Genomic DNA, 18,601 nt, shown 5'->3' on the forward strand with positions numbered 1-18,601 from the left:
CGCCATTTTCGCAAGGAGGTTTCATGCTCAAAGCCAAGGCACGCCACATTCTCGTTGATACCGAGGATGCCTGCAACGAACTGAAGGCCCGCATTCTGGCGGGTGAAGACTTTGCCGAGGTGGCGCGCGCCCACTCCAAGTGCCCGTCGGGCCGCCGTGGCGGCGACCTGGGGGAATTCCCCCGTGGCGCCATGGTGCCCGAATTCGACGAAGTCGTGTTTACCGGCGAAGTGGGCACCGTGCTCGGCCCGGTGCGCACCCAGTTCGGCCATCATCTGATTGAAGTGACGGCGCGCTCCGGCAGCTAGGGGCCGGAACATCCTGATCCGGACACAGCCCGTGTGACTCCCGCCCGGGAGTGGCCTTTCCGCCGCCCTCTGGACGGGGCAACGCCCCGGTCTTATTCAAACAGACAGGCGGTTGCGGTCCGGCAGGGGCACGCCGCGCTCCATCGTTCATGCAGAGAACCGCAACCCGGCCGGGGCGGCTGCCCCGCAAGGCGCCGCCCCGGCTGTCCGTTTTCCTGCCGGTGAAAGCCCGGCCCCGTCGGCCCGCGTGGGCCGCATGGGCCGGTCAGACCATTTGGACCATCCAGGCAGCGGCGCACCGCGCCGCGCGGGAGGCACGCCGGACCCACCGGCCCGCCCGCTCCTTGCCCCCCCATTTCCGGAGGTCATCCGCATGGCCAACTTCAAGTTGTGGAAAAGCGAGGAATTGCAGCGCCTGAGAAGCGAGAGCGACCGGATGTTCGACCGGTTGTGCTCGGAACTGGGCCTGCCCTCGGTCTGCCAGCCGCTGATGGAACCGGCGCTGCGCATGATCGACACCCCCGATGCGGTGGTGGTCGAGGCGCAGTTGCCGGGTGTCACCGCCGAAGACCTGGACATCGTCATCACCGGCACCGTGCTCATCGTGCGTTGCGCCCAAAGCGCCACCTGCGGCATCGGTGAATCCAGCAGCCGGTATGAAAGCCGCTTCATCCTGCCGTGCAAGATCCGCACGGAAGACGTGGAGGCGGAACTGGACGAGGGCGTCTTGCGCATCACCATGCCCAAGTGCCGCAGGCCCGAAGCCCGCCGCGTTCCCGTCAGGACCGGCCGGGCCGGTTGAGAAACAAGGAGGCACCATGACTACCACCAAGAAAGCGACCAAACGCACCGCTGCCTCTTCCGTATCTTCGACTTCGTCCGCCCCCGCGCCCCAGGCGGGCGGCGGGGCGCTGCCTGCTCCGCTGGCGCCCGAACAACTGCGCTGGACGCTGGACCCCGCAACGCTGCCCTTCGCCCATACCGGCGAGGTGGACGAGCAGACCGACATCATCGGCCAGCGGCGGGGGGTGGATGCCTTTCGCTTCGGCATGGGCATGCAGGGCAAGGGCTACAACATCTTCGTCACCGGGGCCGTGGGCATCGGCAAGCTGTCCATGGTCAAGCGGCTGCTGGGCAACGGCGCGCGGGGCGAGGCCACGCCCGACGACCTGTGCTTCGTGAACAACTTCAAGACGCCCGAAGAACCGATCCTGTTGCGCTTTCCCGCCGGGAAGGGCCGCGCCTTCAAGGCAGACGTGCAGGCTTTCCTGGACACGGTGAAGCGCGACATCCCCCAACTGTTCGAAAGCCAGGAATACATCGCCAGCAAGAACGAGATCATCGAGGCGCACGACAGGAAAACCCGCGAGTTCTTCAAGAACCTGGAAACCAAGGTGCGCGATTCCGGCTTCGTGCTGGTGAACATGCAGATGGGCCAGATCCAGCGGCCGGACATCGTGCCTATTGTGGACGGCGAGCCGGTGCACCTGCTGAAGCTGGAGGAAATGGCCTCCAAGGGGCGCTTTCCGCACGAGGAACTGGAAAAACTTCAGGAAACCTACAAGACCCTGAAGGAAGAGATCGACGCCATCTTCCTGGACGTGCGCGAACTGCAAAAGGAAGTGAAGCGCAAGACCGAAGAGGTGGACCGGCTCATGTTCATGAGCTCGGCCCGCGACCTCGCCAAGCCGCTGCTGGAAGGCTACGACGACCCCAAGGTGCAGAAGCACATAGAGGCCGTGCTGGCCGACATGGCGGAAAACCTGGACGGCCTGAAGGTGATGGGCCAGCAGGTGCAGGGGCCCATGGGCATGTTCGTGCCCGCCCCGGCGGAAGCGGTGCTGCATCCCTACCAGGTCAACCTGCTGGTGGATAACGCGGAACTGGAAGGACCGCCGGTGATCGTGGAATCGTTCCCCAACTACCGCAACCTGTTCGGCTCCATCGAGCGGGTCATGGACCGTTCCGGCCTGTGGCGCACCGATTTCACCAAGATCAACGCCGGGTCGTTCGTCAAGGCCAACGGCGGCTACCTGGTGCTGAACCTGATGGACGCCATCATGGAACCGGGGGTGTGGCAGACCCTCAAGCGCGCCCTGAAGACCTCGGAAATGGAGATCCAGACCTTCGACCCCTACTACTTCGTCACGACCACGGGCATCAAACCCGAATCCATCAAGATGGAGGTCAAGGTGGTGGTCATGGCCACGCCGCAGCTGTACCACATGCTGCGCCACTACGACCCGGACGTGCAGAAGATCTTCAAGGTGTGGGCGGACTTCGATTCGTCCATGCCGCTGGACGAGGTGTGCGTCACCGAGGTGGCCAAGCTGATGAAGTCTTTCGTGGCGGCGCGCAGCCTGCGCCAGTTCGACGCCACCGCCGTGGCCGCCCTGCTGGAACACGGCGTGCGCATGACCGGACGGCGCGAAAAGCTGAGCACCTCGTTCCCGGTGTTGCGCGACATCATGGAAGAGGCCGACTACATCGCCCGCGAGGCCGGGGCGGACATGGTGTCCGCCGCGCACGTGACCCAGGCGGTGGACGGGCGGCAGTACCGTGCCGGGCTCATCGAGGAAAAGGTGCAGGAGATGATCGACCGAGGCAGCGTGTTCATCGACACCGACGGCGAGGTCGTCGGGCAGGTGAACGGGCTGGCCGTGTACGCCATGGGCGACCACATGTTCGGCAAGCCTTCGCGCATTACCGCCACCACCTCCATGGGGCGCGAGGGCATCATCAACATCGAGCGCGAATCGGACCTGTCCGGGGCCATCCACAACAAGGGCATGCTCATCCTTTCCGGCTACCTGCGCCGGGCCTTCGCCCAGGACAAGCCGCTGACCCTGGCGGCGTCCATTGCCTTCGAGCAGTCCTACGGCGGGGTGGACGGCGATTCGGCATCGTCCACCGAACTGTATGCGCTGCTTTCCAGCCTGTCGGGCGTACCCATCCGGCAGGGCCTTGCGGTCACCGGATCGGTGAACCAGAAGGGCGAGGTGCAGCCCATCGGCGGGGTGAACGAGAAGATCGAAGGCTTCCACGAAGTGTGCAAGCGCAAGGGGCTGACCGGCGGGCAGGGCGTGCTGATACCCGCCGCCAACGTCAATGACCTGATGCTGAAGCCGGAAGTGCTGGATTCCGTCCGCGCGGGCACGTTCCGCATCTGGGCGGTGCGCACGGTGGACGAAGGCATCGAACTGCTGACCGGCGTGCCCGCCGGGGTGCGGGGCGCGGACGGCAGCTACCCGGCCGATACCGTGTACGGCAAGGTGGACGCCAGGCTGAGCGAACTGGCCGAAGGGCTGCGCAGCTTTGGCGACAAGAAGGAAGAAAACGGCAACGGCAAGGGCACGGGCAAGCGAGCCAAGCCCGCCAAGAAGCCGGAAGACAAAAAGAAATAGGCTGCGTGGTTGGTGCGGCTGTCCTGATCAGGTCTGACCCGTCACGCATGGTCAGAACGTGACCTGGGGATTGCCGTACGCCACCCCATCGGATGATTGAACGGGCGGCCCTTTCCTGCGGGAAGGGGCCGCCCTTTGCGTGGTTGCGCAAGGAGTGTGCTGGCGGGACCCGTGCAGATCGAGGGTTCCTGCCGATGCATCGTCCGGAATCGCATTGATGGCTGATTGTTCAAACATCGGATTGTCTGTAATTATTTATTTCACAATGGAGTCGGACAGGCGTCCTCAGCGCATCTTTCACGGAAAAAAGACAATGGCGTGTCACGTAGCACACCGAAGAAACAGCTAGTCCCGCAAATGCACAATGTCCGGCCATTCCGTGCGCCGCATCTTGAACGGGAAGCATCATGTGATAAGAGGTGGCGAACCCTCTCCCGTAACGGCCAAAGGAGGACGCATGACCAACGAAGAGTACCCGTACGACCTGATGCAGGTCGTGCTTGTGACGCGCGACGGCAGGCGGCTGGAGATAGAGGCGCGGGTGGGGGCGCTGTTGTTCGTCGATGTCGAACATGAAAACTGTTGCGTCAGTTGCGATGCGCAATCGTGGGGCGATGTGCCGGGCATGCGCCGCCGCGCGGTGCGCCGCATGATGGATGCGCTGCACGAGACGGTGCCGTTGCTGGCCGGGCAGTGACGTGCGCCGGGAATGGTGCAAGACCCTTCGGCAGTGCCGAAGGGGTGTTGTTGGGGGATGTCGTGTGACGCGGCATCCCTTTTTTGTTGTCGAGCGGCGGGAACGGCAGCGGCGCCCTGGCGGCGTATGGTTCGGAAGATGGCTTGGGTACGCATAGGGTTCGGGTTGAATGGCGCGCGGGCCGGGGCGTGCGGCGCGTGGTAGCCGGTGAACGACGTGTGGTGGTGCTGCTTTTTTCGGATGTGCCGCCTTTGTCTGTGTGTCGCCGATGAACGGCAAACGGTGTTGCAGGCGGTTCCGATCGGTCCTTTTTCCGTTTTTTGCGCGTTTGCGGCGGCATGAGCGTCGTTCACCGAAAGTGGTGTGGCGCTCTTGCATCGTGGCCGTACAACGGAGCCATCGACACCGGCGGCACCGTGGCGGCACGGGCGCCCCGACCGGGTAAACGACCGCGATGCGGGCCACATCCGCACGCGGGCACATGCAAGGAGGCTCCACATGGCCACGATCACCGAGACCGCGGAACACATGGGCATGACCATGGACAGCCTTCCGGAGGCTCCGCATTCCTCACTGTGCGACGACGAACCGTTCATGGAACTGGTGCGCGCGCACCGGAGCGTTTCGCTCATTCTCACCACGGCCATGCTGGCCATCTACTTCGGATTCATCATGGTGCTGGCCTTCCGGCGCGACCTGCTGCAGGTGGCGGAGTCGGGCGGCATGCCCCTGGGCATCCCGGTGGGGTTCGGCATCATCCTCACCGCATCGGCGCTCACCGGCATGTACGTGTGGTGGGCCAACCGGTCATACGACGGCGCGGTGCGGCGCATCGTGGCCACGTTGCAGCCGCAGGGGAGGGCGCGCCATGCCCAGTGAATTCTCGTCCACCATCGGGCAGCCCAACGCGCTGTCCATCGGCTTCTTTTTCCTGTTCGTGGCGTTTACCCTGGGGGTGACGTGGTGGGCGGCCCGGCGCAGCCGTTCGGCGGCGGAATTCTATGCAGCCGGGCGCAGCGTCACCGGGTTCCAGAACGGGCTGGCCCTGGCGGGTGATTACATGAGCGCGGCATCGTTCCTGGGCATTGCCGGGCTGGTGGCGCTGAAGGGCTACGACGGCCTCATCTATTCCATCGGCTTCCTGGTGGGCTGGCCGGTGATGATGTTCCTCATCGCCGAGCCGTTGCGAAACCTGGGCAAGTACACCTTCGCCGACGTGGTGGCCTATCGCCTGCGGCAAAAGCCCGTTCGCGTGGCGGCCTCGTGCGGTTCGCTGATGACGGTGGCCTTCTACCTCATCGCCCAGATGGTGGGTTCCGGTTCGCTGGTGCACCTGATGTTCGGCCTGCCGTACGAGGCGGCGGTGCTGGTGGTGGGCGCGGTGATGATCGCGTACGTGCTGTTCGGCGGCATGCTGGCCACCACCTGGGTGCAGATCATCAAGGCCGTGCTGCTGCTGGGCGGGGCCAGCGTGATGGTGTTCTTCGTGTTGCAGAACTTCGGCTTCAGCCCGGCTGAACTCTTCCGTGCATCGGCTGCGCGTTACGGCGACAAGGTGCTGGCCCCCGGCGGCCTCGTGTCCAACCCGTGGGACGCCCTGTCGCTGGGCATGGCGCTGATGTTCGGCACGGCGGGGCTGCCGCATATCCTGATGCGCTTCTATACCGTGCCGGACGCCCAGGCCGCCCGGAAATCGGTGTTCTACGCCACGGGCCTCATCTCGTATTTCTACGTGCTCACCTTCATCATCGGCTTTGGGGCCATGGTGCTGGTGGGGCAGGATATCGTTTCCGGGTTCGACAAGGGCGGCAACATGGCTGCGCTGCTGCTGGCCGAAGTGACCGGCGGCACCATGTTCCTGGGCTTCATCGCCGCCGTGGCCTTCGCCACCATCCTGGCCGTGGTGGCCGGGCTGACACTGGCGGGCGCCACCACCTACGCCCATGACCTGTACGCCAATGTGTTCCGGCGCGGGCAGTCCACGGAGGCCGACGAGGTGCGCATGGCCAAGCGGGCCACCGTGGCGCTGGGCGTGCTGGCCGTGGCCCTGGGCATCGCCTTCAAGGGACAGAACGTGGCCTTCATGGTGGGGCTGGCCTTCGCCATCGCCGCCAGCGCCAACTTCCCCGCGCTGCTCATGTCCATCCTGTGGAAGCGGTTTTCCACCTTCGGGGCGGTGTGCTCCATCGCCACCGGGGCCACGCTGGCCGTGGGGCTGATCATGCTCAGCCCCACCGTGTGGGTGGACGTGCTGCATTCGCCGTGGGGCATGGCCGCACCGTTCGCGCTCAAGAACCCCGCGCTGTTCTCCATGCCCGCAGCCTTTGCGGCGGGATGGCTGGGGTCGGTGCTGCGGCCGGAACAGGACGCCGAAGCACGTTACGCCGCCCAGAAGGTGCGCAACTATCTGGGGGTGGGCGCGGAGTAGGACAAAAGGAAATCCGGGAAGGCAGAAGCCTTCCCGGATCGCTACCGAGGCAATATGAAACCGGGTCGTTCCGCGCCATGTGCGGAACGACCCGGCGCTTTTTCGTTATCTTTCCGCCAGAACCCGCTGCGGCGCGCGCTTGCGCTGTTCCTCGTAGCGGGGGTCGTCCTGGCCGACCAGCGCAAGCGCATGGGTGGTGCAGCCGGTGACGCAGGCGGGCTTCAGCCCGGCGTCGATGCGGTCCATGCACAGGTCGCACTTCACGGCCTTGTCGCCGTCCTCGTTCCACTGGGGAATGTGCCAGGGGCAGGCTTCCAGGCAGGCGCCGCAGCCGATGCAGTCGTCGGCCTCTACATATACTATGCCGTCGGCCTCGCGCTTGGTCATGGCCCCGGTGGGGCACACGTCCACGCATTCCGGCTCCTCGCAGTGGAAGCAGGGCATGTACAGGGTGCGGTAGGCAGGCGCGCCGTTCGGACCGGGCACGGGGCCTTCGGTGAAGTGCTCGCCCAGCTTGATGCCCACGGGCATGGCGTTCTTGACCTTGCAATGGACTTCGCACGCCTTGCAGCTGATGCAGCGGCGTTCGTCGGTGACGATGCAGTAGGTGCTCATGTGTGTCCCCTATGCCCTGGCCGCGGCCTTGCGCACGGCGACGAAGTGTTCCTGCATGGAGATGCCGCCCCCGGCGCGGTCGTAGCGTTCAAGCCCGCCGGGCATCAGTTCCTGGTCGGCCACGCCCTTGCCCCGCGCCCGCGATTCCACCGGCAGCCGGTGGCCGAAGCCGTGCACCATGAACAGTGCCTCGGGGTGCACGAAGTCGGTGACGAAGGCGCGGATGCGCCCGGCGGCGGTGCCCTTGGCGTCCAGCACTTCCAGCATCTCGCCGTCGGCAATGCCCAGTTCCGCCGCCCGTGCGGTGTTGATCCAGGCCACGTTGGTGGCCATCTGCTCGGCCAGCAGCGGGTTGTTCACGGTGTGGCCCTGCGTGTGCAGCGCCGTGCGCCCGAAGGCGATACGGAACATGCCCTGCGGCGGCGCGGGGGGCGCGGCATAGGGGCGCAGGCTGGGTTCCCCGGCCTTGGTCCACTTGGGGCTGATCATCTCCAGTTTGCCGGAGCCGGTGCCGAACTTCAGTTCCGCGTCCTCGCGGTACCTGGGTGCATCGCACAGTTCCACGAAGCCCTTGGCGTCGAAGTCGGCCACGGTCACGCCCGTGGGCTGCAACTGGTACTCCCAGATGTCCTCGATGCGTTCGAAGGCCAGTTTGTTCATGCCCAGCCGCCTGGCAAGGCCGCACAGGATTTCCCAGTCGGCCCTGGTGTCCAGCGTGGGCTGCATGGCCCGCTTGCGCACGAAGAACTGCGGCTTCAGCCCGCCCTTGGAGGCGATGATGCTCTCGCGCGAAAGGTAGGTGGACAGGGGCAGCACCACGTCGGAATGCCACGCCGTGTCCGACCACGAGAAGGTCACGCTGACCAGCAGGTCCAGCCCTTCCCACTTGCGCTTCATGGCTTCCGCGTCGGGCATGGCCATCAGCGGGTCGTGCCGGTAGCAGATGTACGCCTTGACCGGGTACGGATCACCCGTGGCTATGGCGTCGTAGGCCAGGTTGATCAGGCCGGGGCCGCCGTCGAACTGGGTATGCCGCCAGCCCACGCCGTCGGCGCGCTTCTCTTCGGGGGCGGGGTACAGGTCCACCAGCTTCTTCAGGCCCTTGCGGCCCACGTCGCCGGGCTTGTTGGCGATGGGCAGGCCGCCCTTGGCCCCGATGGAGCCGAGCAGGGCGTTGATGATGTACGCGGTGCGACAGACGTGGAACGAATCGTCGTAGCGGGCCACCATCCAGCCGGGGTGCCAGATGACGTTGGGCGCGGCCTCGGCCAGTTGGCGGGCCAGCGCGGTGATGGCAGCGGCGGGCACGCCGGTTTCGGCCTCGGCCCACTGCGGGGTGCAGGCGGCCACATGCTGGGTCAGCGCGTCCAGGTCCTGCACGTGCGCTTCGACGTAGGGCTTGTTGTACAGCCCCTCGTTGATCAGCACGTGGATGACGGCCAGGTTGAAGGCCAGGTCGCTGCCGGGGCGCACCATGTAGAAATTGTCGGCCTTGCCCGCGGTGAAGGTGGCGCGGATATCCACCACGCTGAGCTTGCAGCCCTTTTCAAGGCCGTCGAGCACCGCGTTGGCCTCAGCCACGTTGATGGCCTCGAGGATATTGCGGGTCTGCAACACCAGGTGCTTGCAGTTGCGGTAGTCGTAGACCACTTCCTTGCGGCCGATGCCCATCACCGACTTGGCGGCGTGCTGCACGTTGCGCGCGCAGGCGCTGTCGTGGTTGCAGTAGTTGGGCGAACCAAGGCCGCGCACGAACGCCTGGTGCAGGTCCACGAAGGGGCCGCCCCGGTCGGAAAAGAGCACGCTGCGCCCGCCGTGGGCGGCGGTGATGTCCTTCAGCTTTCCGGCCACGTAGTCCAGGGCCTCGTCCCACGAGGCTTCGCGCCACTTGCCTTCGCCGCGCTCACCCACGCGGATCAGCGGACGCTGCGGACGTTCCGTATCCATTTCAAGGGCGATGCCCGCCGCGCCGCGCGCGCACAGCGAACCCTTGAGGGGCGACTTGGGGTTGCCCTCGATGCGAACGGCCTTGCCGTCCTCCACCTCGACCACGATGGGACAGCGCACGCTGCACATGCCGCATACACTGTACACCTGTTGCCTGCCTGCCATGGCTGCCTCCGGTGTTTGCCTGCCGTTGGATATCTGGTTGAGCATGCCCCGCCTATCAGCGGTAGTCCGCAACAGGCAAGCGAAGCCCCGCATGTGTCGTTTGTAACAGGAACACGCATTTCGATACACGCGTGACCGTGAAAAATCGAGAGGGTTTCGTGAAAACAATCACGATTTGCAGGATTGGCGTGCTTATTGTGCTTTTTCTAGCACATGTAGCATTTCGACCCAACCTGGCCCGTGGGGTGGCCCATTCTGTCCCGTGTCCCGCCAGCCCGCGCCATACCTTGGCCTGCGCAGGTCCATAGGCACGAAAACATGCTGTATCGTGCCCGATGGGCGGGTGTGTCCGTGCGTGACCGGGCCAGTAGTCACCAGTCGCACCAGCGTCAAATAATGCAGTATAACGGAATAACAGGAGAAGAGACTTTGGCCCCGTCCTTGCTCTAGTGGGGGCAGGAGTGTTCGCGGGGATTACGGGCCCCGCGATGACGTCGCTAACCCCAACTCAGCGAGGTAGGCAGACATGGCAGTTCAGGAACAGGTTTACGGGTTCTTCATTCCCAGCGTTACCCTGATCGGCATTGGCGCTTCCAAGGCCATCCCCGAAAAGATCAAGGCGCTCGGCGGGTCCAAGCCGCTCATCGTCACCGACATGGGCATCGTCAAGGCGGGCATCCTGAAGCAGATCACCGACCTGCTGGACGCCGCCAAGATGGCCTACAGCGTGTACGACGAAACCATTCCCAACCCCACCGACGACAACGTCCACAAGGGTGTGGAAGTCTACAAGAAGAACAAGTGCGACAGCCTGATCACCCTGGGTGGCGGCAGCTCGCACGACTGCGGCAAGGGCATCGGCCTTGTCATCGCCAACGGCGGCAAGATTCACGACTTCGAAGGCGTGGACAAGTCGTCCAAGCCCATGCCGCCCTACGTGGCCGTGAACACCACGGCGGGCACCGCCTCGGAAATGACCCGTTTCTGCATCATCACCGACACCAGCCGCAAGGTGAAGATGGCCATTGTTGACTGGCGCGTGACCCCCACCATCGCCCTGGACGACCCGCTGCTGATGATGGGCATGCCCCCGGCGCTGACCGCCGCCACCGGCATGGACGCCCTGACCCACGCCGTGGAAGCCTACGTTTCCACCATCGCCACCCCCATGACCGACGCCTGTGCCGAGCAGGCCATCTCGCTCATCGCCACCTTCCTGCGCCGCGCCGTGGCCAACGGGCGCGACATCGAGGCCCGCGAACGCATGTGCTTCGCCCAGTACCTGGCGGGCATGGCCTTCAACAACGCCAGCCTCGGCCACGTGCACGCCATGGCCCACCAGCTTGGCGGCTTCTACGATCTGCCGCACGGCGAATGCAACGCCATCCTGCTGCCGCACGTCTCGCAGTTCAACCTTATCGCCAAGCTGGACCGCTTTGCCCGCATCGCCGAACTGCTGGGCGAGAACATCAGCGGTCTTTCGGTGCGCGACGCGGCGGAAAAGGCCATCTGCGCCATCAAGCGCCTGTCGGCGGACGTGGGCATTCCTGCCGGCCTGGTGGCCCTTGGCAAGCGTTACGGCAAGGACGTGAAGGCCAAGGACATCGCCATCATGACCAAGAACGCCCAGAAGGATGCCTGCGGTCTGACCAATCCGCGTTGTCCTACCGATGCTGATGTCGCGGCCATTTACGAAGCGGCCATGTAAGGGGTACAGACAAAGCCGGGCGTGGTCCTTTTCAGGGTGACGGCGGGCAACCCCACCTGCAGACCGGCCCGCGCGGGGGATGCACCAACATTCCCGCGCGGGCACATGAAGGCCCCCCACGCTGGTCCCTTCCTTCATATGAAGTGACCAGATCGGCCCGACCGGTTTTGTGACACTATCCCCACTTGCGCTTTCAGCCGCTGCGGGAAGGAGAGTTCCTTCCCCTTCCCGCGGCGGCACCCGTAAGCGCGCAACCGCAACGTGCCGGGAAACGACATGGACGTGACCAACCTTGAAACTGTTCGCGACGACGACTTCATCCATGCTGTCATGGAGGAGAGCGGGCAGGATCTTACGCACTGTTACCAGTGCGGCAACTGTACGGCGGGGTGTCCGTGCGGGTTCGCCTACGACATCCAGGTCAGCCAGATCATGCGCAACCTGCAGGCGGGCCGGAAGGACAAGGTGCTGAACAGCCGTTCCATCTGGCTGTGCCTGTCCTGCTCCAGCTGCACCACCCGCTGTCCCAACAACATCGACGTGGCGCGTGTGATGGACGTTCTGCGCCACATAGCCCGGCGCGAGGGCCGGGTGGCCGAGAAGGGCGTGACCACTTTCTGGGATGCCTTCCTCGCTTCCGTGCGCAAGCACGGCAGGGTCTACGAACTGGGCGTGGTGGCCAACTACGTGGCCCGCACCGGCAGGGTGTGGACCGACATAGACCTTCTGCCGCGCATTGCGCCCAAGGGCAAACTTTCCCCCATGCCGCACGACATCAAGGGCCGGGACGAGATCGCCCGTATCTTCCAGCGTTACGAGGAGGAAAGGACGCGATGAATCTCGCCTACTACCCCGGCTGTTCGGGGCTCGGCACCTCGCGCGAGTACGAACGCTCCACCAGGGCCGCCTGCGCGGCGCTGGGCGTGAAGCTGACGGATATTCCGGACTGGAGCTGCTGCGGCTCCACTCCGGCCCACGCGCTGGAGCACGCCCTGTCGGGCGCGTTGTCGGCCCGCAATCTGGTGGGCGCGGCCCGCGCGGGCTGCGACACCGTGGCCACCCCTTGCCCGAGCTGTCTTTCCAACCTCAAGACCGCCCGCCACCGCATGGCCGACGACGGCTTTCGCGCCAAGGTCGGTCGCCTGCTGGACGAATCTGCCGACAAGCTGGCCGACCTGCCCGACGTCCAGTCGGTGCTGGAAACGCTGGTGACCCGCGTGGGCCTGGACGCCATTCGCGCCAAGGTGCGCCAGCCCCTCGCCGGGCTGCGCGTGGCCCCCTATTACGGCTGCATCATGACCCGCCCGGCGGACGTCATGCGCTTTGACGATCCGGAAAACCCCACCTCCATGGACGACCTGCTCACGGCGCTGGGCGCCGAGGTGGTACCCTTCCCCTACAAGGTGGAATGCTGCGGGGCCTCGTACGGCGTCACGCGGCGGGACATCGTGGCCCGGCTGTCCGGGCGGCTGCTGGGCGCGGCGCGCGACGCCGGTGCCCACGCCGTGGTGGTGGCCTGCCCGCTGTGCCAGATGAACCTGGACCTGCGCCAGACGCAGGTGGAATGGCCCGGCGGCAATGCCGTGGACATGCCGGTGTTCTACTTCACCCAGTTGCTGGGGCGCGCCCTGGGCGTGCCGGATGCGGAACTGGGGCTGGAACAGCTGTGCGTGGACCCGGCCATCGCCTTCCGCCGCGCGGCGCAGGCCGTTGCGGCGCGGCAGGCCGAAGAGGCCGCCAAGGCGGCGCGCTCGGTGAAGGCCCATGCAGGGCAGACTGAACGGGCCGAAGGGGGCAGGGCATGAGAATAGGTGTTTTCGTCTGCCACTGCGGCAGCAACATCGGCGGCACCGTGGACGTGCCCGGCGTGGCCGAGGTGGCCCGCGCCTACCCCGACGTGGTCTTTTCTTCCGACACCATGTACGCGTGCTCCGAACCGGGGCAGGCAGCCATCGTGGACGCCATCAAGGAACATGCGCTGGACGGCGTGGTGGTTGCCTCGTGCACCCCGCGCATGCACGAGCCCACCTTCCGCCGCACGGTGGAACGGGCCGGGTTGAACCGCTACATGTTCGAAATGGCTAACATCCGCGAGCATGTCTCGTGGATCGGCAAGGACCGTGAGGCCAACAGCAACAAGGCGGCGGAACTGGTCCGCATGGCCGTGGAAAAGCTGCGCCTGAACGCGCCGCTGTACCCCAAGTCGTTCGACGTGACCAAGCGCGTGCTGGTCATCGGCGGCGGGGTGGCTGGCATCCAGGCCGCGCTGGACTGCGCCGACGGCGGCATCGAAGTGGTGCTGGTGGAACGCGAATCGACCATCGGCGGCAAGATGGCCAAGCTGGACAAGACCTTCCCCACCGTGGACTGTTCCAGCTGCATCCTTGGCCCCAAGATGGTGGACGTGTCGCAGCACCCCAACATCCGCCTGTACGCCCATGCCGAGGTCGAGAAGATCGGCGGCTACGTGGGCAACTTCAAGGTGGATGTGCGGCGCAAGGCAACCTACGTGGACTGGGAACTGTGCACCGGCTGCGGCCTGTGCATGGAAAAGTGCCCCAGCAAGAAGTCGCCCGATGCGTTCAACGAGCATGTGGGCGTTACCACTTCCATCAACATCCCGTTCCCGCAGGCCATCCCCAAGAAGGCCATCATCGATCCCACGTCCTGCCGCCAGTTCGTCAAGGGCAAGTGCGGCGTGTGCGCCAAGGTGTGTCCCACCGGGGCCATCCGCTACGACATGGAAGATCAGGTGGTGACTGAAGAAGTGGGGGCCATCATCACGGCCACGGGCTACGATCTGTTCGACTACACCAGGTACGCGGAATACGGCGGCGGGCGCTACCCGGACGTGATCACCTCGCTCCAGTACGAGCGGCTGCTGTCGGCGTCCGGCCCCACGGGCGGGCATGTCAAGCGCCCGTCCGACGGAAAAGAGCCCAAGACAGTGGTGTTCATCCAGTGCGTGGGCTCGCGTGACCGTTCGGTGGACCGCCCGTACTGCAGCGGCTTCTGCTGCATGTACACCGCCAAGCAGGCGGTGCTGACCAAGGACCACATCCCCGATTCGCGCAGCTACGTGTTCTACATGGACATTCGCGCCAACGGGAAGATGTACGAGGAGTTCACCCGCCGGGCCATGGAAGAGTACGGCGTGCAGTACGTGCGCGGCCGCGTGTCCATGATCGTCCCGCAGGGCGACACCTACCTGGTGCGCGGGGTAGACACGCTGCTTGGCGAACAGGTGGAGGTGCCCGCCGACCTGGTGGTGCTGGCCGTGGGGGCGGAATCGTCCCACGGGGCGCCGCAATTGGCCGAAAAGCTGCGCATTTCGTACGACAACTACGGCTTTTTCATGGAAAGCCATTGCAAGCTGCGCCCGGTGGAAACCAATACCGCGGGGGTCTACCTTGCCGGTGCGTGCCAGGGCCCCAAGGATATTCCGTCCTCGGTGGGGCAGGGCAGCGCGGCGGCGGCTAAGGTGCTGGGCCTTTTCTCGCGCGGCAGGCTGGAAAGCGACCCGCAGATATCGCAGGTGGACGTGCGCCGCTGCGTGGGCTGCGGCAAGTGCATCACCACCTGCCCTTACGGGGCCATCGAATGGATGGAACTGCGCGGCGAGATGAAGGCCCGCGTCATTGAAACGGTGTGCCAGGGCTGCGGTATCTGCACGGTCACCTGTCCTCAGGGTGCCGTCCAGCTGCAGCACTTCACCGACAACCAGATCCTCGCGGAGGTCAACGCACTATGCCTGTCCTGAAGGGGAAGGAACTCCGCGTCGTAGGGTTCCTGTGCAACTGGTGCTCGTACGGCGGTGCCGACACCGCCGGGGTCGGGCGATTCTCGCAGCCCACGGACCTGCGCATCATCCGCGTGCCCTGTTCGGGCCGCGTGGATCCCATGTTCGTGGTAAAGGCGCTGCTTGGCGGCGCGGACGGCGTGCTGGTTTCCGGCTGCCACCCGCGCGACTGTCACTACAGCCAGGGCAACTTCTACGCCCGACGTCGGCTTGAAACGCTGAAGACCTTCCTGCCCGCCCTCGGCATCGACCCGGACCGCTTCCAGTACACCTGGGTGTCCGCGTCGGAAGGGCAGCGCTGGAAGAACGTCGTATCGAACTTCGTGGAAAAGGTGCACCAGCTGGGGCATGCCCCGCGCATAGAGGAAGCCGCTCCGTACCTGCCGCTGGCAGAAAAGGGCGACACCCCGCGCGCGCCACTGCGTCCGCTTGCCTACCCGGCGGCGGGAACGCTGGCGGCATCGCTGGAGCAACTGCGCGAAAAGATTCGCGCGGCGTTGCCGGAACTGGAATGCGTGATCGGCTGGCAGCAGGGCTTTGATGCGCTGCACGCCACGCCGCTGTTCATGCGCAAGCCCGAGGACGTGGACAAGCTGACCTGGGGTCCGCTGAACGTGCACAACCTGGCCACCTACCTGCCGCAGTTCAAGAACCGCAAGGTGGGCGTGGTGGTGAAGGGGTGCGACAGCCGCTCGGTCATCGAGCTGTTGCAGGAAAAGCTGGTGGAGCCCGACAACGTGCGGGTGTTCGGCATGCCCTGCGAGGGCGTGGTGGACATGACCCGCGTGCAGAAGGCGCTGGACGGCACCGGTAACGCGGATGGCGCAATCTGCGCCGACACGGCGCCTTCTTCGGTAGGCGTTGACGGCGACAACCTGTCCTTTGAAGGCGAAGCCCCCGCCCGGCTCAAGCTGACCGACATGGTGGCCGAAAAGTGCCGCACCTGCGACACCCCGGTGCCCCTGCTGGGCGACGTGGTGGAGGGCAGCGCCTCCGCCTCGGCGGGCCCCGCGCCCGACGCGCCGCCCAGTCTCGAAGCCCTGGACGCCATGACCCCGGAACAGCGGCGCGGCTTCTGGCGCGCCCAGATGAGCCGTTGCCTGCGCTGCTACGCCTGCCGCAACGCCTGTCCCATGTGCGTGTGCCGCGACCACTGCATCGCCGAAAGCCGCGACCCGCACTGGACCACCCAGGAAGGCAACGTGCGCGAGAAGTTGCAGTTCCAGGTCATCCATGCCCTGCACCTGGCCGGGCGCTGCACCGAATGCGGCGAATGCCAGCGGGCCTGCCCGGTGAACATTCCGGTGCTGGCCCTCAAGCAGTGGATGAACCGTTCGGTGCGCACCCTGTTCGACTACCGCGCCGGCGTTGACGTGGACGCGGTGCCGCCGCTGCTGGCCTTTGCCGTGGAAGAAAAGAACATCAAGGAGCATGGGCTGTGATGAGCTTCGCACGATACATCGCGCGCGGCGAGCTTGCCCGCGCCCTCGACGACATGGCGCGGGGCCGCGTGACGTATGCGCCCCGCAGGGAAGGCGATGCCGTGGTCTTCCGCCCCCGCGCGGAAGGCGAGGAACCGCTGCTGGCCCGCGCCACGGTGCCGCCCAAGGGCGTCATCTTTCCGCAGAGCGAGCGGCTGTTCGCCTTCATCCGCGAAAAGGATCCCAACGACCCCGGTCGCACCACGGTGCGGCTGGATTCCAGCGTGGACATCGAACCGGCGCTGATCTTCGGCAGTCGCCCGTGCGACGCACGCGGCTTCCACATCTTCGACAGGGTCTATCTGAACGGCCCCCACCGCGACCCGTACTACGCGGCGCGGCGCGAAGCCACCGTGGTGGTCACCATGGCCTGTACCAAGGCCGGGTCCACCTGCTTCTGTCACTGGACCGGCTGCGGCCCGGCGGACGCCACCGGCTCGGACATCCTGCTGACCCCCGTGGGCAGTGGCGCTGATGCCGGTTTCGTGGCAATGGCCGTCACCGAGCGCGGCGGTGCCGTGCTGGAACAGGCCAACCTGCCGGAAGCCGACGCCGCCCGTGCGGACGCCGCCCAGGCCGTGCACGCGGCCACCCTGGCGGCGCTGGATGCGCAAAGCCCGGCCCCGGACCTGTCCGCCACGCCTGCCCGGCTGCTGGAACGCTTCGGCGATTCCGGCTTCTGGCGCGACATGTCGGACAAGTGCCTGTCCTGCGGGGCGTGCACCTACCTGTGCCCCACCTGCTACTGCTTCAACATCACCGACGAGAACGACGGCGGCGACGGCATGCGCGGCAGGCGGCTGCGCAGCTGGGACAACTGCATGTCCTCGCTGTTCACCCGCGAGGCCAGCGGCCACAACCCGCGCATGGGCAAGGCCCTGCGCCTGCGCAACCGCGTGGGCCACAAGTTCTCGTACTATCCGCAACTGCACGAGGGCGTTGTGTCGTGCAACGGCTGTGGCCGCTGCATCACCGGCTGCCCGGTATCCGTGGACATCCGCGAGATGGTGGTGCGCGCCACCGAAGCCAACGAGGAGACCCCCAATGCCTGATGCCATCACCCCGCAAGCGGGCGCGCACGCCACCACCCTGGGCACGGGGTTCACCGACAACCCCTACCTGCCCGACGTGGCCACCGTGCTGGAAACCGTGCAGGAAACCCCGGCCATCAAGACCCTGCGCGTGCGCATTGACGACCCTGCGCGCATGGAAGCCTTCCGTTTCAACCCCGGCCAGGTGGGCCAGCTTTCGCTGTTCGGCGTGGGCGAATCCACCTTTGTCATCAATTCGCCGCCCACCCGCATGGACTACCTGCAGTTCAGCATCATGCGCGCAGGCGAGGTGACCGCCGCCCTGCACGGGCTGAAGCCCGGCGACAAGGTGGGCGTGCGCGCCCCGCTGGGCAACTGGTTTCCGTTCGAGGACATGCGCGGCAAGGATATCGTGTTCGTAGGTGGGGGCATCGGCATGGCTCCGCTGCGCACGCTGCTGCTGTACATGCTGGACAACCGCGCCGACTACGGCAACATCACGCTGCTGTACGGCGCGCGCACGCCCACGGACATGGCCTTCCGCGACGACGTGCAGGAATGGCTGGGCCGCAGCGACATGCAGACCACGCTGACCGTGGACCAGGCCCCGGAAGACTGGCCGCACCGCGCGGGGCTGATTCCCCACGTGCTGCTGGACCTTGCCCCGTCCAACGCGAACAGCGTGGCCGTGCTGTGCGGCCCGCCCATCATGATCAAGTTCACGGTGGAGGCGCTGAAGAAGCTGCACTTCGCCGACGAGCAGATCTACACCACGCTGGAGCGGCGCATGAAGTGCGGCATCGGCATCTGCGGGCGCTGCAACATCGGCACGAAGTACGTGTGTGTGGACGGGCCGGTGTTTACCTACGCCGAACTGCGCGACTTGCCCAACGAACTCTAGGCGGTGCCGCCACAAGGTGCTTTTTGCCCTCTGCCTTCGTCAGATCGCCTTTTCATTCCGGTCAGATACGACAAGAGTATCCTCCCTCCATGAAAAGGCTCTCTTCCTCGGCAGAGA

General features: G+C 65.7%; 15 protein-coding genes. 13 read left to right on the top strand and 2 right to left on the bottom strand.

From position 1 onward, the window contains the following. Positions 1 to 23 precede the first annotated feature (23 nt). The 6 genes from DESTE_RS01865 to DESTE_RS01890 all read left to right on the top strand — a co-directional run bounded on the left by DESTE_RS01865 (position 24) and on the right by DESTE_RS01890 (position 6,837). The gene (locus tag DESTE_RS01865; protein WP_012611461.1) at positions 24 to 308 is read left to right on the top strand and encodes a peptidylprolyl isomerase; all 285 of its coding nucleotides are present in this window, start codon (positions 24 to 26) and stop codon (positions 306 to 308) included. A 373-nt stretch (positions 309 to 681) separates the two neighbouring features. Further along, positions 682 to 1,110 (top strand): Hsp20/alpha crystallin family protein, encoded by a 429-nt coding sequence (locus tag DESTE_RS01870; RefSeq protein ID WP_035064407.1) that lies wholly within the window; start codon positions 682 to 684, stop codon positions 1,108 to 1,110. A 16-nt stretch (positions 1,111 to 1,126) separates the two neighbouring features. Then, a complete protein-coding gene (locus DESTE_RS01875; protein ID WP_156925231.1) occupies positions 1,127 to 3,712 on the top strand; it encodes a Lon protease family protein in 2,586 nt (861 codons plus the stop codon). A 457-nt stretch (positions 3,713 to 4,169) separates the two neighbouring features. Then, positions 4,170 to 4,409, top strand: a complete 240-nt coding sequence (locus tag DESTE_RS01880; RefSeq protein WP_035064410.1) for a hypothetical protein — start codon at positions 4,170 to 4,172, stop codon at positions 4,407 to 4,409. A gap of 540 nt (positions 4,410 to 4,949) precedes the next feature. Next, on the top strand, positions 4,950 to 5,288 hold the full coding sequence (locus tag DESTE_RS01885) for a DUF485 domain-containing protein (RefSeq protein ID WP_051384551.1): 339 nt from the start codon (positions 4,950 to 4,952) through the stop codon (positions 5,286 to 5,288). Continuing rightward, on the top strand, positions 5,278 to 6,837 hold the full coding sequence (locus DESTE_RS01890) for a sodium:solute symporter family transporter (RefSeq protein WP_035064413.1): 1,560 nt from the start codon (positions 5,278 to 5,280) through the stop codon (positions 6,835 to 6,837). The genes DESTE_RS01885 and DESTE_RS01890 overlap by 11 nt, the downstream gene beginning before the upstream one ends. 105 nt (positions 6,838 to 6,942) lie before the next feature. On the opposite strand, the gene DESTE_RS01895 is transcribed toward DESTE_RS01890, so the two are convergent. Together DESTE_RS01895 and DESTE_RS01900 are read right to left on the bottom strand one after the other, a co-directional pair. After that, positions 6,943 to 7,452 (bottom strand): 4Fe-4S dicluster domain-containing protein, encoded by a 510-nt coding sequence (locus tag DESTE_RS01895; protein WP_035064416.1) that lies wholly within the window; start codon positions 7,450 to 7,452, stop codon positions 6,943 to 6,945. A 9-nt stretch (positions 7,453 to 7,461) separates the two neighbouring features. Next, positions 7,462 to 9,609 carry a molybdopterin-dependent oxidoreductase gene (locus DESTE_RS01900; protein WP_425411680.1) on the bottom strand — a complete coding sequence of 716 codons (2,148 nt, stop codon included), beginning with the start codon at positions 9,607 to 9,609 and terminating at the stop codon, positions 7,462 to 7,464. A 481-nt stretch (positions 9,610 to 10,090) separates the two neighbouring features. Here DESTE_RS01900 and DESTE_RS01905 point away from each other — a divergent pair, with 481 nt between their 5' ends. From DESTE_RS01905 to DESTE_RS01935, 7 genes are all read left to right on the top strand, one after another. Continuing rightward, positions 10,091 to 11,272, top strand: coding sequence for an iron-containing alcohol dehydrogenase (locus DESTE_RS01905; protein WP_035064422.1), 1,182 nt, complete (start codon positions 10,091 to 10,093; stop codon positions 11,270 to 11,272). A 276-nt stretch (positions 11,273 to 11,548) separates the two neighbouring features. Further along, positions 11,549 to 12,109, top strand: a complete 561-nt coding sequence (locus tag DESTE_RS01910) for a 4Fe-4S dicluster domain-containing protein (protein WP_035064424.1) — start codon at positions 11,549 to 11,551, stop codon at positions 12,107 to 12,109. Then, on the top strand, positions 12,106 to 13,077 hold the full coding sequence (locus DESTE_RS01915; protein WP_035064427.1) for a CoB--CoM heterodisulfide reductase iron-sulfur subunit B family protein: 972 nt from the start codon (positions 12,106 to 12,108) through the stop codon (positions 13,075 to 13,077). The genes DESTE_RS01910 and DESTE_RS01915 overlap by 4 nt, the downstream gene beginning before the upstream one ends. Next, positions 13,074 to 15,032 carry a CoB--CoM heterodisulfide reductase iron-sulfur subunit A family protein gene (locus DESTE_RS01920; protein WP_035064429.1) on the top strand — a complete coding sequence of 653 codons (1,959 nt, stop codon included), beginning with the start codon at positions 13,074 to 13,076 and terminating at the stop codon, positions 15,030 to 15,032. The genes DESTE_RS01915 and DESTE_RS01920 overlap by 4 nt, the downstream gene beginning before the upstream one ends. Next, positions 15,020 to 16,513 (top strand): hydrogenase iron-sulfur subunit, encoded by a 1,494-nt coding sequence (locus tag DESTE_RS01925; RefSeq protein ID WP_035064430.1) that lies wholly within the window; start codon positions 15,020 to 15,022, stop codon positions 16,511 to 16,513. The genes DESTE_RS01920 and DESTE_RS01925 overlap by 13 nt, the downstream gene beginning before the upstream one ends. Beyond that, on the top strand, positions 16,513 to 17,604 hold the full coding sequence (locus tag DESTE_RS01930) for a 4Fe-4S dicluster domain-containing protein (RefSeq protein WP_035064433.1): 1,092 nt from the start codon (positions 16,513 to 16,515) through the stop codon (positions 17,602 to 17,604). Before DESTE_RS01925 ends, DESTE_RS01930 begins: the two co-directional genes overlap by 1 nt. Then, the gene (locus DESTE_RS01935) at positions 17,597 to 18,484 is read left to right on the top strand and encodes an FAD/NAD(P)-binding protein (RefSeq protein ID WP_035064436.1); all 888 of its coding nucleotides are present in this window, start codon (positions 17,597 to 17,599) and stop codon (positions 18,482 to 18,484) included. Before DESTE_RS01930 ends, DESTE_RS01935 begins: the two co-directional genes overlap by 8 nt. Positions 18,485 to 18,601: the final 117 nt, after the last annotated feature.

The sequence above is a fragment of the Nitratidesulfovibrio termitidis HI1 genome, from assembly GCF_000504305.1.
GTDB lineage: Bacteria > Desulfobacterota > Desulfovibrionia > Desulfovibrionales > Desulfovibrionaceae > Cupidesulfovibrio > Cupidesulfovibrio termitidis.